This window comes from Micromonospora sp. I033 (assembly GCF_053890995.1).
In genome coordinates, this window is the sequence record NZ_JBSSLX010000059.1 from 1 (window position 1) to 15405 (window position 15405).

14 protein-coding genes are annotated in these 15405 nt (G+C 75.1%); 12 read left to right on the forward strand and 2 right to left on the reverse strand.

The features are described 5' to 3' along the window. Positions 1-67 precede the first annotated feature (67 nt). The 5 genes from ACW0Q9_RS12880 (at position 68) to ACW0Q9_RS12900 (ending at position 3777) form a co-directional block, all read left to right on the forward strand. A complete protein-coding gene (locus ACW0Q9_RS12880; protein ID WP_456180914.1) occupies positions 68-883 on the forward strand; it encodes a sterol desaturase family protein in 816 nt (271 codons plus the stop codon). Then, a complete protein-coding gene (locus ACW0Q9_RS12885) occupies positions 880-1557 on the forward strand; it encodes a lysoplasmalogenase (protein WP_456180916.1) in 678 nt (225 codons plus the stop codon). The genes ACW0Q9_RS12880 and ACW0Q9_RS12885 overlap by 4 nt, the downstream gene beginning before the upstream one ends. 33 nt (positions 1558-1590) lie before the next feature. Next, positions 1591-2154: a hypothetical protein gene (locus tag ACW0Q9_RS12890; RefSeq protein ID WP_456180918.1), complete on the forward strand. Its 564-nt coding sequence runs from the start codon at positions 1591-1593 to the stop codon at positions 2152-2154. Then, complete coding sequence (locus tag ACW0Q9_RS12895) at positions 2145-2405, forward strand: hypothetical protein (protein ID WP_456180920.1); 261 nt, start codon at positions 2145-2147, stop codon at positions 2403-2405. Before ACW0Q9_RS12890 ends, ACW0Q9_RS12895 begins: the two co-directional genes overlap by 10 nt. 136 nt (positions 2406-2541) lie before the next feature. Continuing rightward, positions 2542-3777 (forward strand): vanadium-dependent haloperoxidase, encoded by a 1236-nt coding sequence (locus tag ACW0Q9_RS12900; RefSeq protein ID WP_456180922.1) that lies wholly within the window; start codon positions 2542-2544, stop codon positions 3775-3777. A 25-nt stretch (positions 3778-3802) separates the two neighbouring features. On the opposite strand, the gene ACW0Q9_RS12905 is transcribed toward ACW0Q9_RS12900, so the two are convergent. Then, positions 3803-4780 carry an NAD(P)-dependent oxidoreductase gene (locus ACW0Q9_RS12905; RefSeq protein WP_456180924.1) on the reverse strand — a complete coding sequence of 326 codons (978 nt, stop codon included), beginning with the start codon at positions 4778-4780 and terminating at the stop codon, positions 3803-3805. 75 nt (positions 4781-4855) lie between these two features. Between ACW0Q9_RS12905 and ACW0Q9_RS12910 the strand changes: the two genes are divergently transcribed. From ACW0Q9_RS12910 to ACW0Q9_RS12925, 4 genes are all read left to right on the forward strand, one after another. Continuing rightward, complete coding sequence (locus ACW0Q9_RS12910; protein WP_456180926.1) at positions 4856-7015, forward strand: FUSC family protein; 2160 nt, start codon at positions 4856-4858, stop codon at positions 7013-7015. A gap of 184 nt (positions 7016-7199) precedes the next feature. Beyond that, on the forward strand, positions 7200-7682 hold the full coding sequence (gene smpB, locus ACW0Q9_RS12915) for an SsrA-binding protein SmpB (protein ID WP_456180928.1): 483 nt from the start codon (positions 7200-7202) through the stop codon (positions 7680-7682). Between the two features lie 87 nt (positions 7683-7769). Further along, the gene (locus ACW0Q9_RS12920) at positions 7770-8345 is read left to right on the forward strand and encodes a helix-turn-helix domain-containing protein (protein WP_456180930.1); all 576 of its coding nucleotides are present in this window, start codon (positions 7770-7772) and stop codon (positions 8343-8345) included. Then, on the forward strand, positions 8342-9619 hold the full coding sequence (locus tag ACW0Q9_RS12925) for an MFS transporter (RefSeq protein ID WP_456180932.1): 1278 nt from the start codon (positions 8342-8344) through the stop codon (positions 9617-9619). The genes ACW0Q9_RS12920 and ACW0Q9_RS12925 overlap by 4 nt, the downstream gene beginning before the upstream one ends. Before the next feature lie 61 nt (positions 9620-9680). Here the strand turns inward: ACW0Q9_RS12925 and ACW0Q9_RS12930 are convergent, their stop codons facing one another. Further along, the gene (locus ACW0Q9_RS12930; RefSeq protein WP_456180934.1) at positions 9681-12326 is read right to left on the reverse strand and encodes a glycoside hydrolase family 3 N-terminal domain-containing protein; all 2646 of its coding nucleotides are present in this window, start codon (positions 12324-12326) and stop codon (positions 9681-9683) included. 268 nt (positions 12327-12594) lie between these two features. Here ACW0Q9_RS12930 and ACW0Q9_RS12935 point away from each other — a divergent pair, with 268 nt between their 5' ends. The 3 genes from ACW0Q9_RS12935 (at position 12595) to ACW0Q9_RS12945 (ending at position 15363) form a co-directional block, all read left to right on the forward strand. Further along, the gene (locus ACW0Q9_RS12935) at positions 12595-13833 is read left to right on the forward strand and encodes a lectin (protein ID WP_456180936.1); all 1239 of its coding nucleotides are present in this window, start codon (positions 12595-12597) and stop codon (positions 13831-13833) included. Positions 13834-13979: 146 nt separating this feature from the next. Then, positions 13980-14498 carry a GNAT family N-acetyltransferase gene (locus ACW0Q9_RS12940; protein WP_456180938.1) on the forward strand — a complete coding sequence of 173 codons (519 nt, stop codon included), beginning with the start codon at positions 13980-13982 and terminating at the stop codon, positions 14496-14498. 16 nt (positions 14499-14514) lie between these two features. Next, positions 14515-15363 (forward strand): PhzF family phenazine biosynthesis protein, encoded by an 849-nt coding sequence (locus tag ACW0Q9_RS12945; RefSeq protein WP_456180940.1) that lies wholly within the window; start codon positions 14515-14517, stop codon positions 15361-15363. Positions 15364-15405 lie beyond the last annotated feature (42 nt).

Sequence of the window (15405 nt, forward strand, 5' to 3'; positions counted from 1 at the left end):
GCGAGATGGGAGACAGAGTAAGGACTCGTGGGCTCGGAGATGTGTATAGGGGAGCATGATCCCCGCCGTGCTCTACGCCGTCCCGGCGTTCCTCCTCCTGATCATCATCGAGGCGGTCTCCTACCGCTTCCTCCCCGACGACGACGAACGCGGCTACGAGCTGCGCGACACCACCACCAGCCTCTCCATGGGGCTGGGCAGCCAGATCATCGGCTTCCCCTGGAAGCTGCTCACCGTCGGCGTCTACGCCGCACTGTGGACGGTTGCGCCGGTGCACCTCTCCCCCGGCGACTGGTGGACGTGGGTGATCGTCTTCTTCGCCGACGACCTCGCCTACTACTGGTTCCACCGACTGCACCACGAGGTACGCGTGCTCTGGGCCAGCCACGTGGTGCACCACTCCAGCGTCTACTACAACCTCTCCACCGCGCTGCGGCAGAGCTGGACGCCGATGACCTCACTGCCCTTCTGGCTGCCCCTGGCGCTGCTCGGCATCCCGCCGTGGATGATCTTCCTGCAGCAGTCGATCAGCCTGCTCTACCAGTTCTTCCTGCACACCGAGCGGGTGGGCGTGCTGGCGCGGCCGATCGAGTTCATCTTCAACACGCCCTCGCACCACCGGGTGCACCACGGCTCGAACGCCGAGTACCTGGACCGCAACTACGGCGGCATCCTCATCGTCTGGGACCGGCTCTTCGGTTCCTTCGAGCCCGAGCGGGCCCCGGCGCGCTACGGGCTGACCAAGAACATCCAGACCTACAACCCGCTGCGGGTGGCCACCCACGAGTTCGCCGCGATCTGGTCCGACGTCCGGCACGCCACCTCGTGGCGACACCGGCTCGGCTACCTCTTCGGCCGGCCCGGCTGGCAGCCGGTCCGGTGAGGCGCCCCTGGCTGGTCCTGTTCGGAGTCGCCACCCTCGTCGAGCTGGTCGGGGTGGCGCTCGACTCCACCGTGACGCAGTGGCTGGCCAAGCCGCTGCTGGCGCCGCTGCTGCTGGCGTACCTGTGGGACCGGCGACGCCGGGTGGACCCGGTGGCGGTGGGCCTGGTCGCCGCCACCGCCGGCGACGTGGCCCTGCTGGTGCCGGGCGAGGCCGCGTTCCTGGCCGGCATGGGGTGCTTCCTGATCACCCAGGTCGCCTTCCTCACCGCCTTCCTGCGCCACCGCCGGCCGCCGGTGGCGGCGCCGTTCGGTTACCTGCTCACCTGGGCCGGCGCGAACGCGCTGCTCTGGGGCGCGCTGGGTCCACTGCGGCTACCGGTGCTCGGCTACAGCCTGGCGCTGTGCCTGATGGCCACCGCCGCGACCGGGGTGTCCCGGCGCACGGCGGTCGGCGGGGCGCTCTTCCTCGTCTCCGACCTGCTGATCGGCGTGGGCGCCGCCGGTGGCGGCTTCCCCGGCCGGGACCTCCTGGTGATGACCACCTACGCGGCGGCCCTCCTCCTGATCACCACCGGCTGGGCCGCCGCCACGGCGAGGGCATCTGTCGGCTCTCGCGGAGGACCTCAGTTGGGGGGCCGCCGAGCCGCGGGCACGGTGCTGCCACGCCGATGACGTTCCCTTGCCCGCGTAGCTGACACTGACGGTGTGAGCGCGGCAATCCGGATCCGGCTCGCGGTGCTCGCCCTCTGCGTGCTGGTCGCCGCCGCGGTCGGTCTGCGCCTGGGGTGGGTGGGTGCGCGGGTGGACCCACCCCCACCACCCCCGGTCTGCCAACTCATCCGACCTGAGGTTTTCGACCTTCTCGTGCCTCGGCACGGGCCGCTCCGAGCCGAGGGCGAGGAGCAGAGCGTCCCCGGCACCCATTCGAACGCCTGCCAGGCCGAGAGTGCGTCCAACAGGGACGGGCAGCGGGCTTCGCTGTGGGTGGCGTTGGTCCGCTTCGGCCGGCACGACGGCCAGAGCCCCCGGTGCGTCGACCGGGACGGATTGCCGGCGATGATCGTCAATCGCGTCAACCACCCGGTCGTGCTCGGTGACGGTGCCGTCTACACCGTCGCGGGCGATCCCGCCGGCGGCCGAGTCGTCAACTTCACCGCCTGCCTCGGCACCTATCTCGTCTGGGTCAGGTACGAGGTTGTCGGTGCCACGGACGCTGCTGCCGTCGAATCGGCCACCACCGTCGCCCAGGAGGTGCTGTCGTGGCTCTGATGTGGCCCCCGTGGGCAGGTGATCTCAAGAACGGCCTGCCACCCCGTCCTCCCCTGGCGCGGCGGACGCTCCTCCGTGCGTGGCTGTTCGGCCTGGTCGCGGTGTCGCTCGTCATCGGCGCGGTCGTTCTCGGCTGGCACCTCGCCCGGCTCGCCGCACCCACCGTCGTGCGCTGGCAGATCAACGGTATCGACGCGGACAGCGATTCGCCGCCGCGGCCGCACCTGCCCCCGGCTCCGTTCGCGCGATGACTTCCATGGTCCGCCGTCCACGTCTCGGGCCAACGTCCCGGAGGGCCGGCTCAGGGCGACGGATACCCTATTGAGTCGGTAGGTTTACTGGGTTAGGCTGGCGCGGCCCCTTCCCCGCCGTACCTCGGGAGCTCGCATGCCCTCCGCGCGTCCGTACCCCCGGCCCCGTCGCCGGACCCTGCTCGGCGCCGGGGCGGCCGCCCTCGCCGCGCCCGGCCTCGCCGGTGTCGCCGCCGCGCGCGGGCCCGAGGTGGACACCGTCCTCGAGTGGTACGACGTCACCGCCGCGACGATCGGCGTGATCACCGGACCGCTCCAGGTCAACAGCAGCCGCACCTGGGCGATCGGCTGGATCGCGGCCTGGCGGGCGGTGACCCGGGTCCGTGGTGGCGCCCCTCGGGACGCCGCGCTCGCCGGGGCCGTGCACGAGACCCTCACCGCGCTGCTGCCGGCGCGCGCCGCCGACCTGGACGCGGCCCTCGCCGCCACGCTGGACCGGCTGGGTCCGGCCGCGGCCGTCCGGGCCGCCGTCGAGAGCGGCCGGGACGCCGCCCGCGGCGTGCTCGCCGAGCGTGCCGGCGACGGGCTCGACCTCGCCTCGGTCAACCGGCCCTTCACCCCGCCCGCACCGGCGCCCGGCGTCTGGCAGCCGACCCCGCCCGGCTTCGCCGCCGCGGTGCAGGCCGGCCAGGGCGACGGCCGGCCGTTCCTGATCGACGACGTGCGGGCGTACCTGCCCGGGCCGCCGCCCGCGCTCGACGACGCGCGCTACGCCCGTGACCTGGCCGAGAGCCGGGCGGTCGGCGCTGCGCAGGGCGGCAGCCGCACCGACCGGCAGACCGACGTGGCCCGGTTCTGGGCGCAGACCTCGCTGAACGGCTACACCGGGGCGCTGCGCGCCGCCGTGGGGCAGGTCCACGGGACGGCGCGCCGGGTGGCCCTCGTCGCCCTCTTCCACGCGGCGACCGTCGACGCCCAGATCGTCACGTACGCGGCCAAGTACCGGGACCTGCGCTGGCGCCCGGTCACCGCCATCCGGACCGGGGACATCGCGCCGGACCCGTCGTGGTCCCCGCTGATCACCACCCCCGCCCATCCTGAGTATCCCAGCGGGCACACCACCTACGCCGGCGCCGCGGACATCGTCCTGCGGGCCCTCGCCGGGCCGCCGGCCGGGCCGGTGGCGCTGACCAGCCCCACCGCTCCCGGCGTCACCCTGACCTACCGGGACTGGCGCGAGCTGACCCGGGACAACATCGACGCCCGGGTGTGGTCGGGCATCCACTTCCGGCACACCGACGAGGTCGGCGCGGCGGTCGGCCGTCTCGTGGCGGCAGCGGGGCTGGCCCGCTGGGACGGGCGGCCTCGGTAGCCGCAGCCGGGCAGTCCGGTGCGGGCTACCGGGAGAGGGCCCGCGTCACGACGGTCAGGTCGTCGCCGCCGAGGCCCTGCTCGACGGCGCGGCGCCACTCTCCGGCCAGGGCCTCGGCGGCCGGGAACCGGCCGGACGGCACCTCGCGCAGCGCGAGGTCCACGTCCTTGAGCGCCAGGGCCAGGGAGTACTGCGTCGTGTAGTCGTCCCCGGCGATCCGGTCGAGCTTCTCGGCCGCCCAGGGCGACACCAGCGGGCTCCCGCGCAGGGCACCGTGCACCGTGGCGCGGTCCAGGCCGAGCGCGTCACCGAGGGCGACCGCCGCGGCGAGCCCCTCGTTCACGAAGGCGAGCAGCAGGTTGTTGACCAGCTTCAGCCGCGACCCGGCGCCGGCCGGCCCGACCCAGACGGTCCGCTGCCCGACCGCGTCGAAGACGGGCGCCACCCGGTCGCGCACCTGCTCGGGGCCGGAGGCGAGGACGACGAGCCGGCCCTGTTCGGCCGGCCCCCGGCTGCCGGCCACCGGGGCGTCCACCAGGGTCACCCCGGGGCGCTCCGCGCGGACCAGCTCGGCCAGGCGGGCGGTCTCGGTCACCCCGATGGTGCTCATCTGCGCCCAGACCGCCCCCTCGGGCAGCGCGGCGAGCATCCCCTGATCGACGGCGATCGCGCGCACGGCGGCGGCGTCGGTCACCATGGTCACCACCACGTCGGCCCTGCGTACCGCCTCGGCCGGGTCCGCGGCGACCTCGGCGCCCCGGTCGCCGAGCGCCCGGGCCGGTTCCGGGTGCCGGTTCCACACCACCGTCGCCAACCCGGCCCGGAGGAGGTTCGCCGCCATCGGCGTACCCATGCCACCGAGCCCGAGCACCGCCACCCGCGTCATCCGCCGCTCCCCGCCTCGCCTACCGGGCAGCCTAGGCGCGGCGGCGGCGGGCAGCACGCCGATCGCGGACACTCCCCGGTGGGCGGCGGGGCCGGTCGGGTGATCCGGGAACGTCACCGCCGCCGGCCCGATAGAGTCCCGGAGGCAGACGCCCGCCGCCCCCGGGAAGACCAGTTGGGGAGCGGTGTGGGCATGCGTCGACGGCCGGGCGGGGAGCTGCGGGACCGGCTGTCCCGTCGCGACCCGGGCTACCGGCTCATCCGTCGGGCGGCCCGGCTGACCGTCGTCGCCTCCCTCGTCTTCTACGGCTGCCGCTACGGCCTGGGCACCGTCACCCTCGCCACGTACGCCCTGTTCGGCACGGTCGCCACGGGCAGCTTCGCCCAGTTGCCCGGGCCGCCGGCGGTGCGGGCGCGCACCCTGCTGGCGGCCGTACCGGCGGCCTGGGCGCTGGTGGCGGTCGGCACCGTGCTGGCGGTCAGCACCGCGGCGGCGGCCGCCGGGATGCTCGTCGTCGGCTTCGCGGTGGCGTTCGCGGGGGTCGGCGGGCCGCGCCTGGTCGGGCTGGCCAACGCGCTCCAACTCTTCTACATCCTGGCCTGCTTCCCGCCGTACCAGCCGGACACCCTTCCGGCCCGGCTGGCCGGCGTCACGCTGGGCGTCGTCCTGGTCGCGCTCGCCGAGGTGACGCTCTGGCCGGACCCGGCGCCGGTCACCTTCGCGCAGCGCCTCGCCACGGCGGCCGGCGGCCTCGCGGACCTCGTCGACGCGCTGGCGGACGTGCTGGTGGCGCGGCCCGGCGCGGTTGCGGAGGCGGCCCGGCGGCACACCCGGGCGGCGGCCCTGCTCGACCAGGTACGGATGCCCCGGCTGCCGGTGACGGCACGCCCGACCGGGGCCGGCCGTCGCGACCGGGCCTGGCGGGACGCGGCGGCGGCCGCCCAGGAGGTGCTGGCGGTCGCCGAGTCCCTGACGTCCCGGCCGGACGCGCCGGGCAGCGGGGACGCCGACCTGGCGGGCGTGCTGCGGCGGTGCGCGGCCGCCCTCCGCCGCGCCGCCGACGTGGCGGTGGGCCGACCCGGCGCGCCGTTGGTCGAGGAGCCGGCGCGGGCCGTCGCGCTGCCGCCGTCGTGGCGGGCGGCCGGCCCCGCCCGGCTGCGCGCGGACGCGAACGTCCGGGCGCTCGTCGACCAGGTCGGGACGTACGCCGCGGCGGTCCGGATCGCCACCGGTCCGCCGGGACGGCACGCCGCGCCGCCACCCGGGGCGGGGCCGGACCGGTTCTGGTACGTCGGGCGCAGCGCGTGGTCGTTGTACCGGCTGCAGTTCCGGGCGCACCTCACCCCGCGGTCGGTGTACCTCGAGGGCGCGGTCCGGCTCGCCGTGGCCCTGACCGCCGCCCGGGTGATCGCCGGGGTGGTCAACCTGCAGCACGGGTTCTGGGTTCTCCTGGCGACGCTCAGCCTCATGCGGGCCTCCGCGTCGGACACCCGGACCACGCTGCGTCCGGCGTTGATCGGCACCCTCGCCGGGGGCGCCGCCGGCGGCCTGCTCCTGCTCGTCTCACCCGCACGAGGGGCGTACGCCGCCCTGCTGCCGCTGGCGCTGGTGCTGGCCTTCGGCGTCGGTCCCCTGCTCGGCCTGGGCTGGGCCCAGGCGCTGCTCACCCTGCTGCTCATCGTCGTGTTCGCCCAGCTCAACCCGGCGTCGTGGCAACTGGCCGGCGCCCGGGTGGTGGACGTCGCGATCGGCGCCGTGGTGGGCGTCCTCGCCGGCCTGCTGCTCTGGCCGCGGGGCAGCGGCGGCGAACTGCGGCGCACCGCGGGTGCCTACCTGGCGGCGAGCGGGCGAGCCGTCGAGGCGATCGTGGCGGCGCTCGCGGGCACCGCGGACGCGCGGGGCGCGATCGACGCGGCCCGGCGCGCGGAGGCGCTCGCCACCGCCTCCTTCGTCCAGTACCACGCGGAGCGCCACGATCCTCGGCTGTCCCACGTCGACTGGGACCGGGTGCTGGCGGCCGCGCACCGCGCCAGCCACGGCGGGCGGGCGCTGCTCGCCGACCGCCGGCCCGGGGTGCTGGCCCCGTGGCCCGGCCCGGCGGCGGCGCTGGTCGCCCGGGCCACCGGACTGCGGGACGGCTACGCCGACCTCGCCCGGCAGGTGACGCGGGCTCGCGTCGACCGGCCGCTCGCGCCGGCGGCACCCGCCGGGGACGTGGCCGGGCAGGTGCACGGGATGCTGCGCGAGGGCGAGGACCGGCCGGAGGTGCTGTCGCTGGTGGAGGTCGACGGCTGGCTCACCGACCTCGACGGTCACCTCCGTCGCGTCACCCGATGCGACCGCCGACGGTGACCAGCCACTCGCCGGTCTCCCAGTCCGTCGGACCGCCCGCCACCCGGTAGCAGAGGTCGAGCCGGATCACCAGCTCCGACCGCCAGGGTGGTGGACCGGGGACCAGGCGCCGCGACGAGCACGCGCCGCCGGCGCCCACCCCGGGCGGTATCCTCCTCGGCGTCGAGCTGCGGGAGGTGAGGGCGTGACCAGGGAGACCGGGCGCAAGCTCGTCGCCTCGAACAAGAAGGCGCGGCACGACTACACGATCCTGAAGACCTACGAGGCCGGGATCGTGCTGGCCGGCACCGAGGTGAAGTCGCTGCGCGAGGGGCGGGTGTCGCTGGTCGACGCGTTCGCCCAGGAGCGCGACGGCGAGATCATGCTGTACGGCCTGCACATCGCCGAGTACGGCTTCGGCACCTGGACCAACCACCAGCCCCGGCGCACGCGGAAGCTGCTGCTGAACCGGGTCGAGATCGCCCGGATCCTGGAGAAGCTGCGCGACGGCGGGGTCACCCTGGTGCCGCTGTCGCTGTACTTCTCGAACGGCTGGGCCAAGGTCGAGCTGGGCCTGGCCCGGGGCCGCAAGTCCTACGACAAGCGCCAGGCCCTCGCCGAGCGTGACGCCAACCGGGAGATCGCCCGCGAGCTGGGCCGCCGCCTCAAGGGCCGTCGCCCCGCCTGATCCACCCCGCCCTTCCCGCGCGGTCCGCGCCCGTCTGCAAATACAAGGCTTCTTGTACATCGTTCCTTGTGGGTCTAGCCTGAGGGCATGGCGGACGAGCCGAGCACCCTTCACCTCACCGACCCCCGGGCCATGCGGGCGCTGGCCCACCCCACCCGGATCCGGCTCCTCGGCGAGCTGCGCATCCGCGGCCCGCAGACCGTGGGCATGCTGAGCGACGTGACCGGTGAGGCGGTCGGCTCGGTCAGCTACCACCTCGGCAAGCTGGCCGAGCACGGCTTCGTCCGGGAAGCCCCCGAGCTGGCCCGCAACCGCCGGGAGCGGTGGTGGCGGGCCGCGCACGCGCGTACCGACTGGGAGCCGGTGGAGCTGCTCGACGACCCGGAACGGCGGCTCGCCTCCGACCTGCTGCGCCGGGCCGTCCTCCAGCGCTACGTGGCCCGGTTCGAGGCCTACCTCGACGCCGAGGCGTCCCTCGACCCGGCGTGGGTGCGGGGCACCACGAGCAGCGACAGCTTCCTCCACCTCACCCCGGACGAGCTGGTGGAGCTGCGCCGCGAGCTGTCCGAGCTGGGCGCCCGCTGGCAGGAGCGCAGCAACCCCGACCGGCCGGACGCGCGCACCGTCACGCTGATCTGGCAGGCCTACCGGGGGCCGCAGTGAGCCGCCGGTGGGGCCCGCTGGCCGGGCTGCTGGCCGCGCACACGGTGTCGCTCACCGGCAACATGCTCACCCTGATCGCGCTGCCGCTCTACGTGCTGGCCGAGACGGGCTCGCCGGCGGCCACCGGGCTGACGGGCGCGTTCGCCACCGCCCCGGTGGTGCTCGGCGGCGCCTTCGGTGGCGTCCTCGTGGACCGGATCGGCTACCGCCGGGCCAGCGTGCTGGCCGACCTGGTCTCCGGCGTGACCGTCGCCGCCGTACCGCTGCTGCACGCCACGGTGGGGCTGCCCTTCCCGGCCCTGCTCGGGCTGGTCTTCGTCAGCGGTCTGCTCGACACCCCGGGCCAGACCGCCCGCACCGCGCTGCTGCCCGAGGCGGCGGCCGCGGCCGGGGTGCCCATCGAGCGGGCGATCGGCTGGTTCGGGGCCACCGAGCGCGGCTCCCGCCTGATCGGCGCGCCGGTTGCCGGCCTGCTGGTCAGCACGCTCGGCGCACTACCGGTGCTGGCCGTCGACGCGGCCACGTTCGCCGTCTCGGCGCTGGTGGTGACGGTGCTGGTGCCGGCGAGCCTGCGACCGTCCGCCGACCACGACGCCCCCTCGGCCGGCTACTGGCGGGACTTCGCCGCCGGGCTGCGCTTCCTGGTCCGCGAACCGCTGCTGCGCGCCATGGTGCTGCTGGTGCTGGTCACCAACCTCTTCGACGCGACCAAGAGCAACGTGCTGATGCCGGTGGTCGCCACGCGGGAGCTCGGTGGGGCGGCCGCCTTCGGTCTGCTGGTCGGCGCGATGGGCGGCGGCGCGCTGGTCGGCTCGCTGCTGTTCAGCGCCGTCGGGCACCGGCTGCCCCGCCGCGCCACCTTCGTCACCGCCTTCGCCGTCTGCGGCGCCCCGCCCTTCTGGGCGCTCGCCGCCGCCCCGCCACTGCCGGTGATCGCCGCGGTCTGCGTGGTGTCCGGCCTCGCCGCCGGCGCGATCAACCCGCTCATCGGCGCGGTCGAGCTGGAGCGCGTCCCGGCGACCATGCGGGCCCGGGTGTACGGGGTGATCGGGGCGGGCGCCTGGGCGGCAATGCCGGTGGGCGCCGCCGGCGCCGGGCTGGCCGCCGATCGGTTCGGCACCACCGCCACCCTGGTCGCCATCGGCACCGGCTACCTGCTGGTGGTGCTCACCCCGCTGCTCGGCGGCCCGTGGCGGGACCTGCGCCGGCCGGCGCCACCGGAGCAGCCGCCGCCGGACCGTTCCCCCACGCCCGCCGCCACGTCGGCGGAGTGACCGGGGAGTGGGTCGCCGGCCTCCCCGATGACCGATCATCGCGGAGGCCGGCGTGGCGCCGTCAGACGGCGACGCGGACCAGCAGGGTGAACGCCCGGACCGGGTCGCCGGTGAGCTGGGCGTGGTCGGCGTCGGCGATCAGTGCCGCCCAGTTCTCCGGGGCACTCCCCCGCACCACGGCGGCCTGGGCGGCGTCCCGGGCCACCCCGAGGATCGCCTCGACCAGCCCGGCGTTCCGGCGGTCGGCGCCGAGCTGCCGCCCCAGCCGGTCCAGCACCCCGGCGGCGTCGCGCAGCGAGCCGTCGGCGTTCCAGCCGGCCGGGCCGAGCGCCGCCCGCACCTGCGGCCGGTCGGCGGCCACGGCGGCCAGCCGGTCCCGGCCCGGGTCGGTGCGCAGGCCCCAGCCGAACGGGAACAGCGGCCGGTAGTCGGCGTCGCCCACGTTGATCGGCACCTGCGCCTCGTCACGCGGCCAGCTCACCGGCAGCCGGCCGGTGAACGGCCGGCGGCCGAAGAGCACGTCGGCCACCCCGGCGCCCTCGCTGCCGGGCAGCCAGGACGCCACCAGGGCGTCGATCCGGCCGAGCTGGTCGGTGAGCACCTGCGGCCGGCCGGAGACCACCAGCACCACGCAGGTCGGCAGCGCCGCGCAGACCTTGTCGACGACCGCCCGGTCCCCGGGCTGCAGCCGCAGCGACTTCTCCTCCTGCTGCGGTCCGCTGCACCAGCCGCACTCCGGGCCGCCGACATCGCCGTAGCCCTCCGCGTACGGGGTCTCGCCGACCACCACGACCCCGACCTCGGCGCCGTCGGTGGGAGCCGAGGCGTCGGCGCTGTAGGTGACCCGGGCCCCCGGGGCGACCTGACGGATGCCGTCCAGGATCGAGGTGCCGGGTACGGCGTCGGCGCCGGAGACGCCCTGCCAGGTGACCGTCCAGCCGCCCGCCTGGTTGCCGAGGTCGTCGGCGTTGCGCCCGGCCAGGTAGATGGAGGCGTCCCGGCGCAGCGGCAGGGCCCGTCCGCTGTTCTTCAGCAGCACCTGCGACTTCGCCACCGCCTCCCGGCCGACGGCCCGGTGCGCCGCGCTGCCGACCTGGTCGACGCCGGCCGCCGAGGCGTACGGATGCGCGAAGAGGCCCAGCTCGAACTTCTTGGTGAGGATCCGCCGCACGGCGTCGTCGATCCGCGCGGTGGGCACCCGGCCGGCGGTCACCTCGGCGAGGAGCAGTTGCTCGAACTGCTCGGCGTTGTACGGCTCCATGAACATGTCGGTGCCGGCGTTCACCCCGACCCGGACCTTGTACGCGGTCAGCCCGCCGTTGGTCGGCTCGGCGGGGTCGGGGATCTGGTGGATGCCCTCCCAGTCGGAGATCAGGAAGCCGTCGAAGCCGAGCCGGCCCTTGAGCACGTCGGTGATCAGTTCGCGGTGGGCGTGCATCTTGGTGGGGTTGCCGAGCCCGTCCTCGGTCCAGTCGACGCTGGAGAAGGAGGGCATCACGCTGCCCACCTTGTGCGCCCGCAGCGCCGGCAGGTACGGGGCGAGGTCGACCCGGGCGAAGTGCTCCCGGTCGGTGACGGTGACCCCCTGGTCGATCGGGTACTTCTGCTCCCACCACGGCTTGCCCTCGTTCGCGGCGGCGACGGCCTCGTCGTAGTCGGTGTCGCCGTCGCCGGCGTAGTGCTTGGCCGTGGCGAGCACCCGGTCGGCGTCGTCGAGCCGGCCGGGCCGGCCCTGGAGGCCGTCGATGACGGTCTCCATCGACACCACCAGCGCCGGGTCCTCGCCGAAGCTCTCGTAGCTGCGGCCCCACCGCTCGTCCCGGGAGACGCAGAGGCAGGGCGCGAAGTTCCACGGGATGCCGGTGGCGCGTACCTCGGCGGCGGTGGCGTGGCCGACCCGCTCGACCAGCTTCGGGTCGCGGGTGGCGCCGAGCCCGACGTTGTGCGGAAAGACGGTGGCGCCGACGACGTTGCCGTGGCCGTGCACGGCGTCGATGCCGTAGATCAGCGGGATCTGGAGGCGGGTGCTCAGCGCCTGCGCCTGGAGACCGTTGACCATCTCGACCCAGGCCGCCGGGGTGTTGCTGGCCGGGGTCGAGCCACCGCCGGAGAGCACCGAGCCGAGCTGCCAGCGGGCCACGGCGGTCGGGTCGTCGGCGACCGCCGCCCGCTCGGCCTGGGTCATCTGGCCGATCTTCTCGGCGAGCGTCATCCGGCCCAGCAGGTCGGCGACGCGCCGCCGCACCGGCAGCCGGGAATCGAGGTACGGCAGGCCGTGCGCGTCGACCACCACGGTGGGCCGGGCCGCGACGGTGGCCCGTTCGGCGGTCAGGGTCAGCGGCACCGTCTCGGCGGTCTCCGCCGCGCCGTCGGCCCGCACGACCACGGTGACCGGACGGCCGGCGCCGGACGGGCTGCCCGCCGGGAAGGTGAGCGTGCCCGAGGCGGCCGTGTAGTCGGCGCCCGGGGTCGCGGTGCCGGCGCCGGTGGCCCAGCGCACCGTGACCGGCGCGGCCAGGGGCTTTCCGTCCGAGGTGGACACCAGGACGTCCACCGGCACCCGGCTCCCCTCGGCCGCCGCGTACACCGGCCGGCCGGTGGTGACGGTGACCGTGCCGGCGTCGGCGGCCGCCGCGGGCGGGGCCGGCAACAGGGCCACCACCAGGACGCCGGCCCCGGCGAGCGTGGCGGGTCTGGACAGTCTCATCTCGCGCCTCCCCTGGGACCGCTCGCCCGGCGCCCCGTCGGCCCGGGCCGTCCGGGTCCCGGTCCCGGATCCTCCCGAACCGCATCGCATTACGTCAATATTTCCGACCGGTTCCGGAACCGGTTCGCGGCGACCCGGGAAGCGCTCTCTTGACAGCTCCGAACTTCGTTCATAACTTCATCGAAGTCTATCTTTATGGTTTGTTTACCGTTCGGCGAGGCACCGCCGCCGCAGCGGGGACGACCCGAAACCGCAGGGAGGCACCCCCGTGCGCAGCATCCGCACCCTCGCCGCCGTGGCCCTCGCGGCCGTGGGCCTCACGGCCGCGCTCACCACCGTCACCGGCGCCCCGGCCGTGGCCGCGCCCGGCGCCGTGACCTGGTCCGACGACTTCACCGGGCCGGCCGGCGCGGCTCCCGACGGGAGCAGGTGGCGCTACGACATCGGCGGCAGCGGCTGGGGCAACAACGAGCTCCAGTACTACACCAGCAGCACCCGCAACGCCGCCCTCGACGGCAACGGCAACCTGGTCATCACCGCCCGGAAGGAGAACCCCGCCGGCTACTCCTGCTGGTACGGCAGCTGCCAGTACACCTCGGCGCGGCTGCTGACCCGCGGCACGTTCAGCCAGGCGTACGGCCGCTTCGAGGCGCGCATCAAGATCCCGCGCGGGCAGGGGATCTGGCCCGCGTTCTGGATGCTCGGCAACGACATCGGCACCAACCCGTGGCCCAACAGCGGCGAGATCGACATCATGGAGAACATCGGCCGCGAACCGTCCACCGTGCACGGCAGCCTGCACGGGCCGGGCTACTCCGGCGGCTCCGCCCTGACCGGCCAGACCTCGCTCCCCGGCGGCCAGGCGCTCGCCGACGCCTTCCACACCTACACCGTCGACTGGGCGCCCGACTCCATCACCTGGTACCTGGACGGCGTGGCGTACTCCCGCAAGACCCCGGCCGACGCGGGCGGTAACCGGTGGGTCTTCGACCATCCGTTCTTCATGATCATGAATGTCGCGGTCGGCGGCAACTGGCCCGGCTCGCCGGACGGCAGCAGCACCTACCCGCAGACCATGGTCATCGACTACGTCCGGGTCCAGGCCTGGGACAACGGCGGCGGCGGGGGCACCGGCGGGCAGATCGTCGGGTACGGCAACAAGTGCGTGGACGTGGCCGGCGCCAACACCGCCAACGGCACCGCGGTCCAGCTCTGGACCTGCAACGGCACCGCCGCCCAGCGGTGGACCTGGAACGCCGACGGGTCGGTCCGCGCCCTCGGCAAGTGCCTCGACGTCGCCAGCGGGTCGACCGCCAACGGCGCCAAGGTGCAGCTCTGGGACTGCAACGGCACCGGCGCCCAGCGGTGGGTGTTCAGCGCCGCCGGCGACATCGTGAACCCGCAGGCCAACAAGTGCCTGGACGCCACCGGGTCCAGCTCCGCCGACGGCACCCGCCTCCAGATCTGGGACTGCACCGGCGCCCCCAACCAGAAGTGGCGCCGCTGACCCCCCACCCCGCCGCAGTCCCTTCGCGTTGATCATGAGGTTGGCGCCGCCGGAAAGCGCAATCCAAGGCGCCAACCTCATGATCAACAGGGTGGACACGGGGCTGATACCGTGAGCGCCGCGCGTTGACCTTCGGAGGGGCAGGCATGAGCGGCGTGGAGCCGGACACCGTTCGCACCGAACGGCTGGATCTCCTGCCGTTGCGCGTCGAGCATGCCGAGGAGATGGCGGTCGTGCTGGGTGATCCGGAGCTGCACGCCTTCATCGGCGGGGCTCCGGCCGATGCGGAGGCCCTGCGTGCCCGCTACGAGCGGCTCGTCGCCGGCTCGCCGGATCCGGCCGTCTCCTGGTGCAACTGGGTGATCCGGCTCCGGGAGGAGGGGTGCCTGGTGGGCACGGTCCAGGCGACCGTCGCCGGGCCGGCCGCCGACCGGGTCGCGGAGATCGCCTGGGTGGTGGGCACTCCGTGGCAGGGGCGGGGCATCGCCGGCGAGGCGGCCCGCGGGCTGGTGGCCTGGCTCGGGCGGCAGGAGGTGCGCACCGTCATGGCCCACATCCACCCGGAGCACCGGGCGTCCGCCGCCGTCGCCACGGCCGCCGGCCTGAGCCCCACCGGGGTCTGGCACGACGGCGAGATCCGGTGGGCGAGGTCCGCCGGCGGCTGACGCGTACGGTGGCGCCATGACGGAAGTCCTGCGGTACGCCGCCTTCACCACCGACCCGGCGGCGGGCAACCCCGCCGGCGTGGTCCTCGACGCCGGTGACCTCACCGACCCGCAGATGCTGGCCATCGCCGCCGACGTCGGATATTCCGAGACGGCGTTCCTCACCGCCACCGGTCCCGGCGAGTACGACGCCCGCTACTTCAGTCCGCTGGCCGAGGTGCCGTTCTGCGGCCACGCCACGATCGCCGCCGCGGTGGCCGTCGCCGAACGCGAGGGCACCGGCGAGCTGATCTTCGGGACCCGGGCCGGCGTGGTTCCGGTGGCGACCGCCCGGGACGCCGACGGACGGCCCACCGCGACCCTGACCAGCGTGGCGCCCTCCGACGCGCCGGTGGCGCCCGAGGACCTCGCCGAGGCGCTCGCCGCCCTGGGCTGGGCCCCGGCCGACCTCGACCCGGCGTTGCCGCCCCGCGTCGCGTACGCGGGCGCCCACCACCTGGTCCTCGGGGCGGCGACCCGGGAGCGCCTGGCCGCGCTCGACTACGACTTCGACCGGCTGCGCGACCTGATGCTGCGCCGGGACTGGACCACCGTGGCGCTGGCGTGGCGCGCCTCCGGCACGCGGTTCGAGGTGCGCAATCCGTTCCCGGTCGGTGGCGTCGTCGAGGACCCGGCGACCGGCGCGGCCGCCGCCGCACTCGGCGGTTACCTGCGTACCCATGGTCTGGTCGAGACGCCGACCACGCTGCACCTGCACCAGGGGGCGGACCTGGGCCGGCCGGGTCTGCTGGTGGTCGACGTGCCGGCCAGCGGCGGCGTCCGGGTGACCGGCAACGCCGTGGCCATGCCCCGCACCGGGGGCTGAACACGCCGGGGCCCGGCTCCCCCCAGGAGAGCCGGGCCCCGA

Excerpts from the sequence above, each read along its gene's own strand:
- ACW0Q9_RS12900 (WP_456180922.1), top strand. The coding sequence starts at position 2,542 with ATGCCCTCCGCGCGTCCGTACCCCCGGCCCCGTCGCCGGACCCTGCTC.
- ACW0Q9_RS12910 (WP_456180926.1), top strand. The coding sequence starts at position 4,856 with ATGCGTCGACGGCCGGGCGGGGAGCTGCGGGACCGGCTGTCCCGTCGC.
- ACW0Q9_RS12920 (WP_456180930.1), top strand. The coding sequence starts at position 7,770 with ATGGCGGACGAGCCGAGCACCCTTCACCTCACCGACCCCCGGGCCATG.
- ACW0Q9_RS12930 (WP_456180934.1), bottom strand. The coding sequence starts at position 12,326 with ATGAGACTGTCCAGACCCGCCACGCTCGCCGGGGCCGGCGTCCTGGTG.
- ACW0Q9_RS12940 (WP_456180938.1), top strand. The coding sequence starts at position 13,980 with ATGAGCGGCGTGGAGCCGGACACCGTTCGCACCGAACGGCTGGATCTC.
- ACW0Q9_RS12945 (WP_456180940.1), top strand. The coding sequence starts at position 14,515 with ATGACGGAAGTCCTGCGGTACGCCGCCTTCACCACCGACCCGGCGGCG.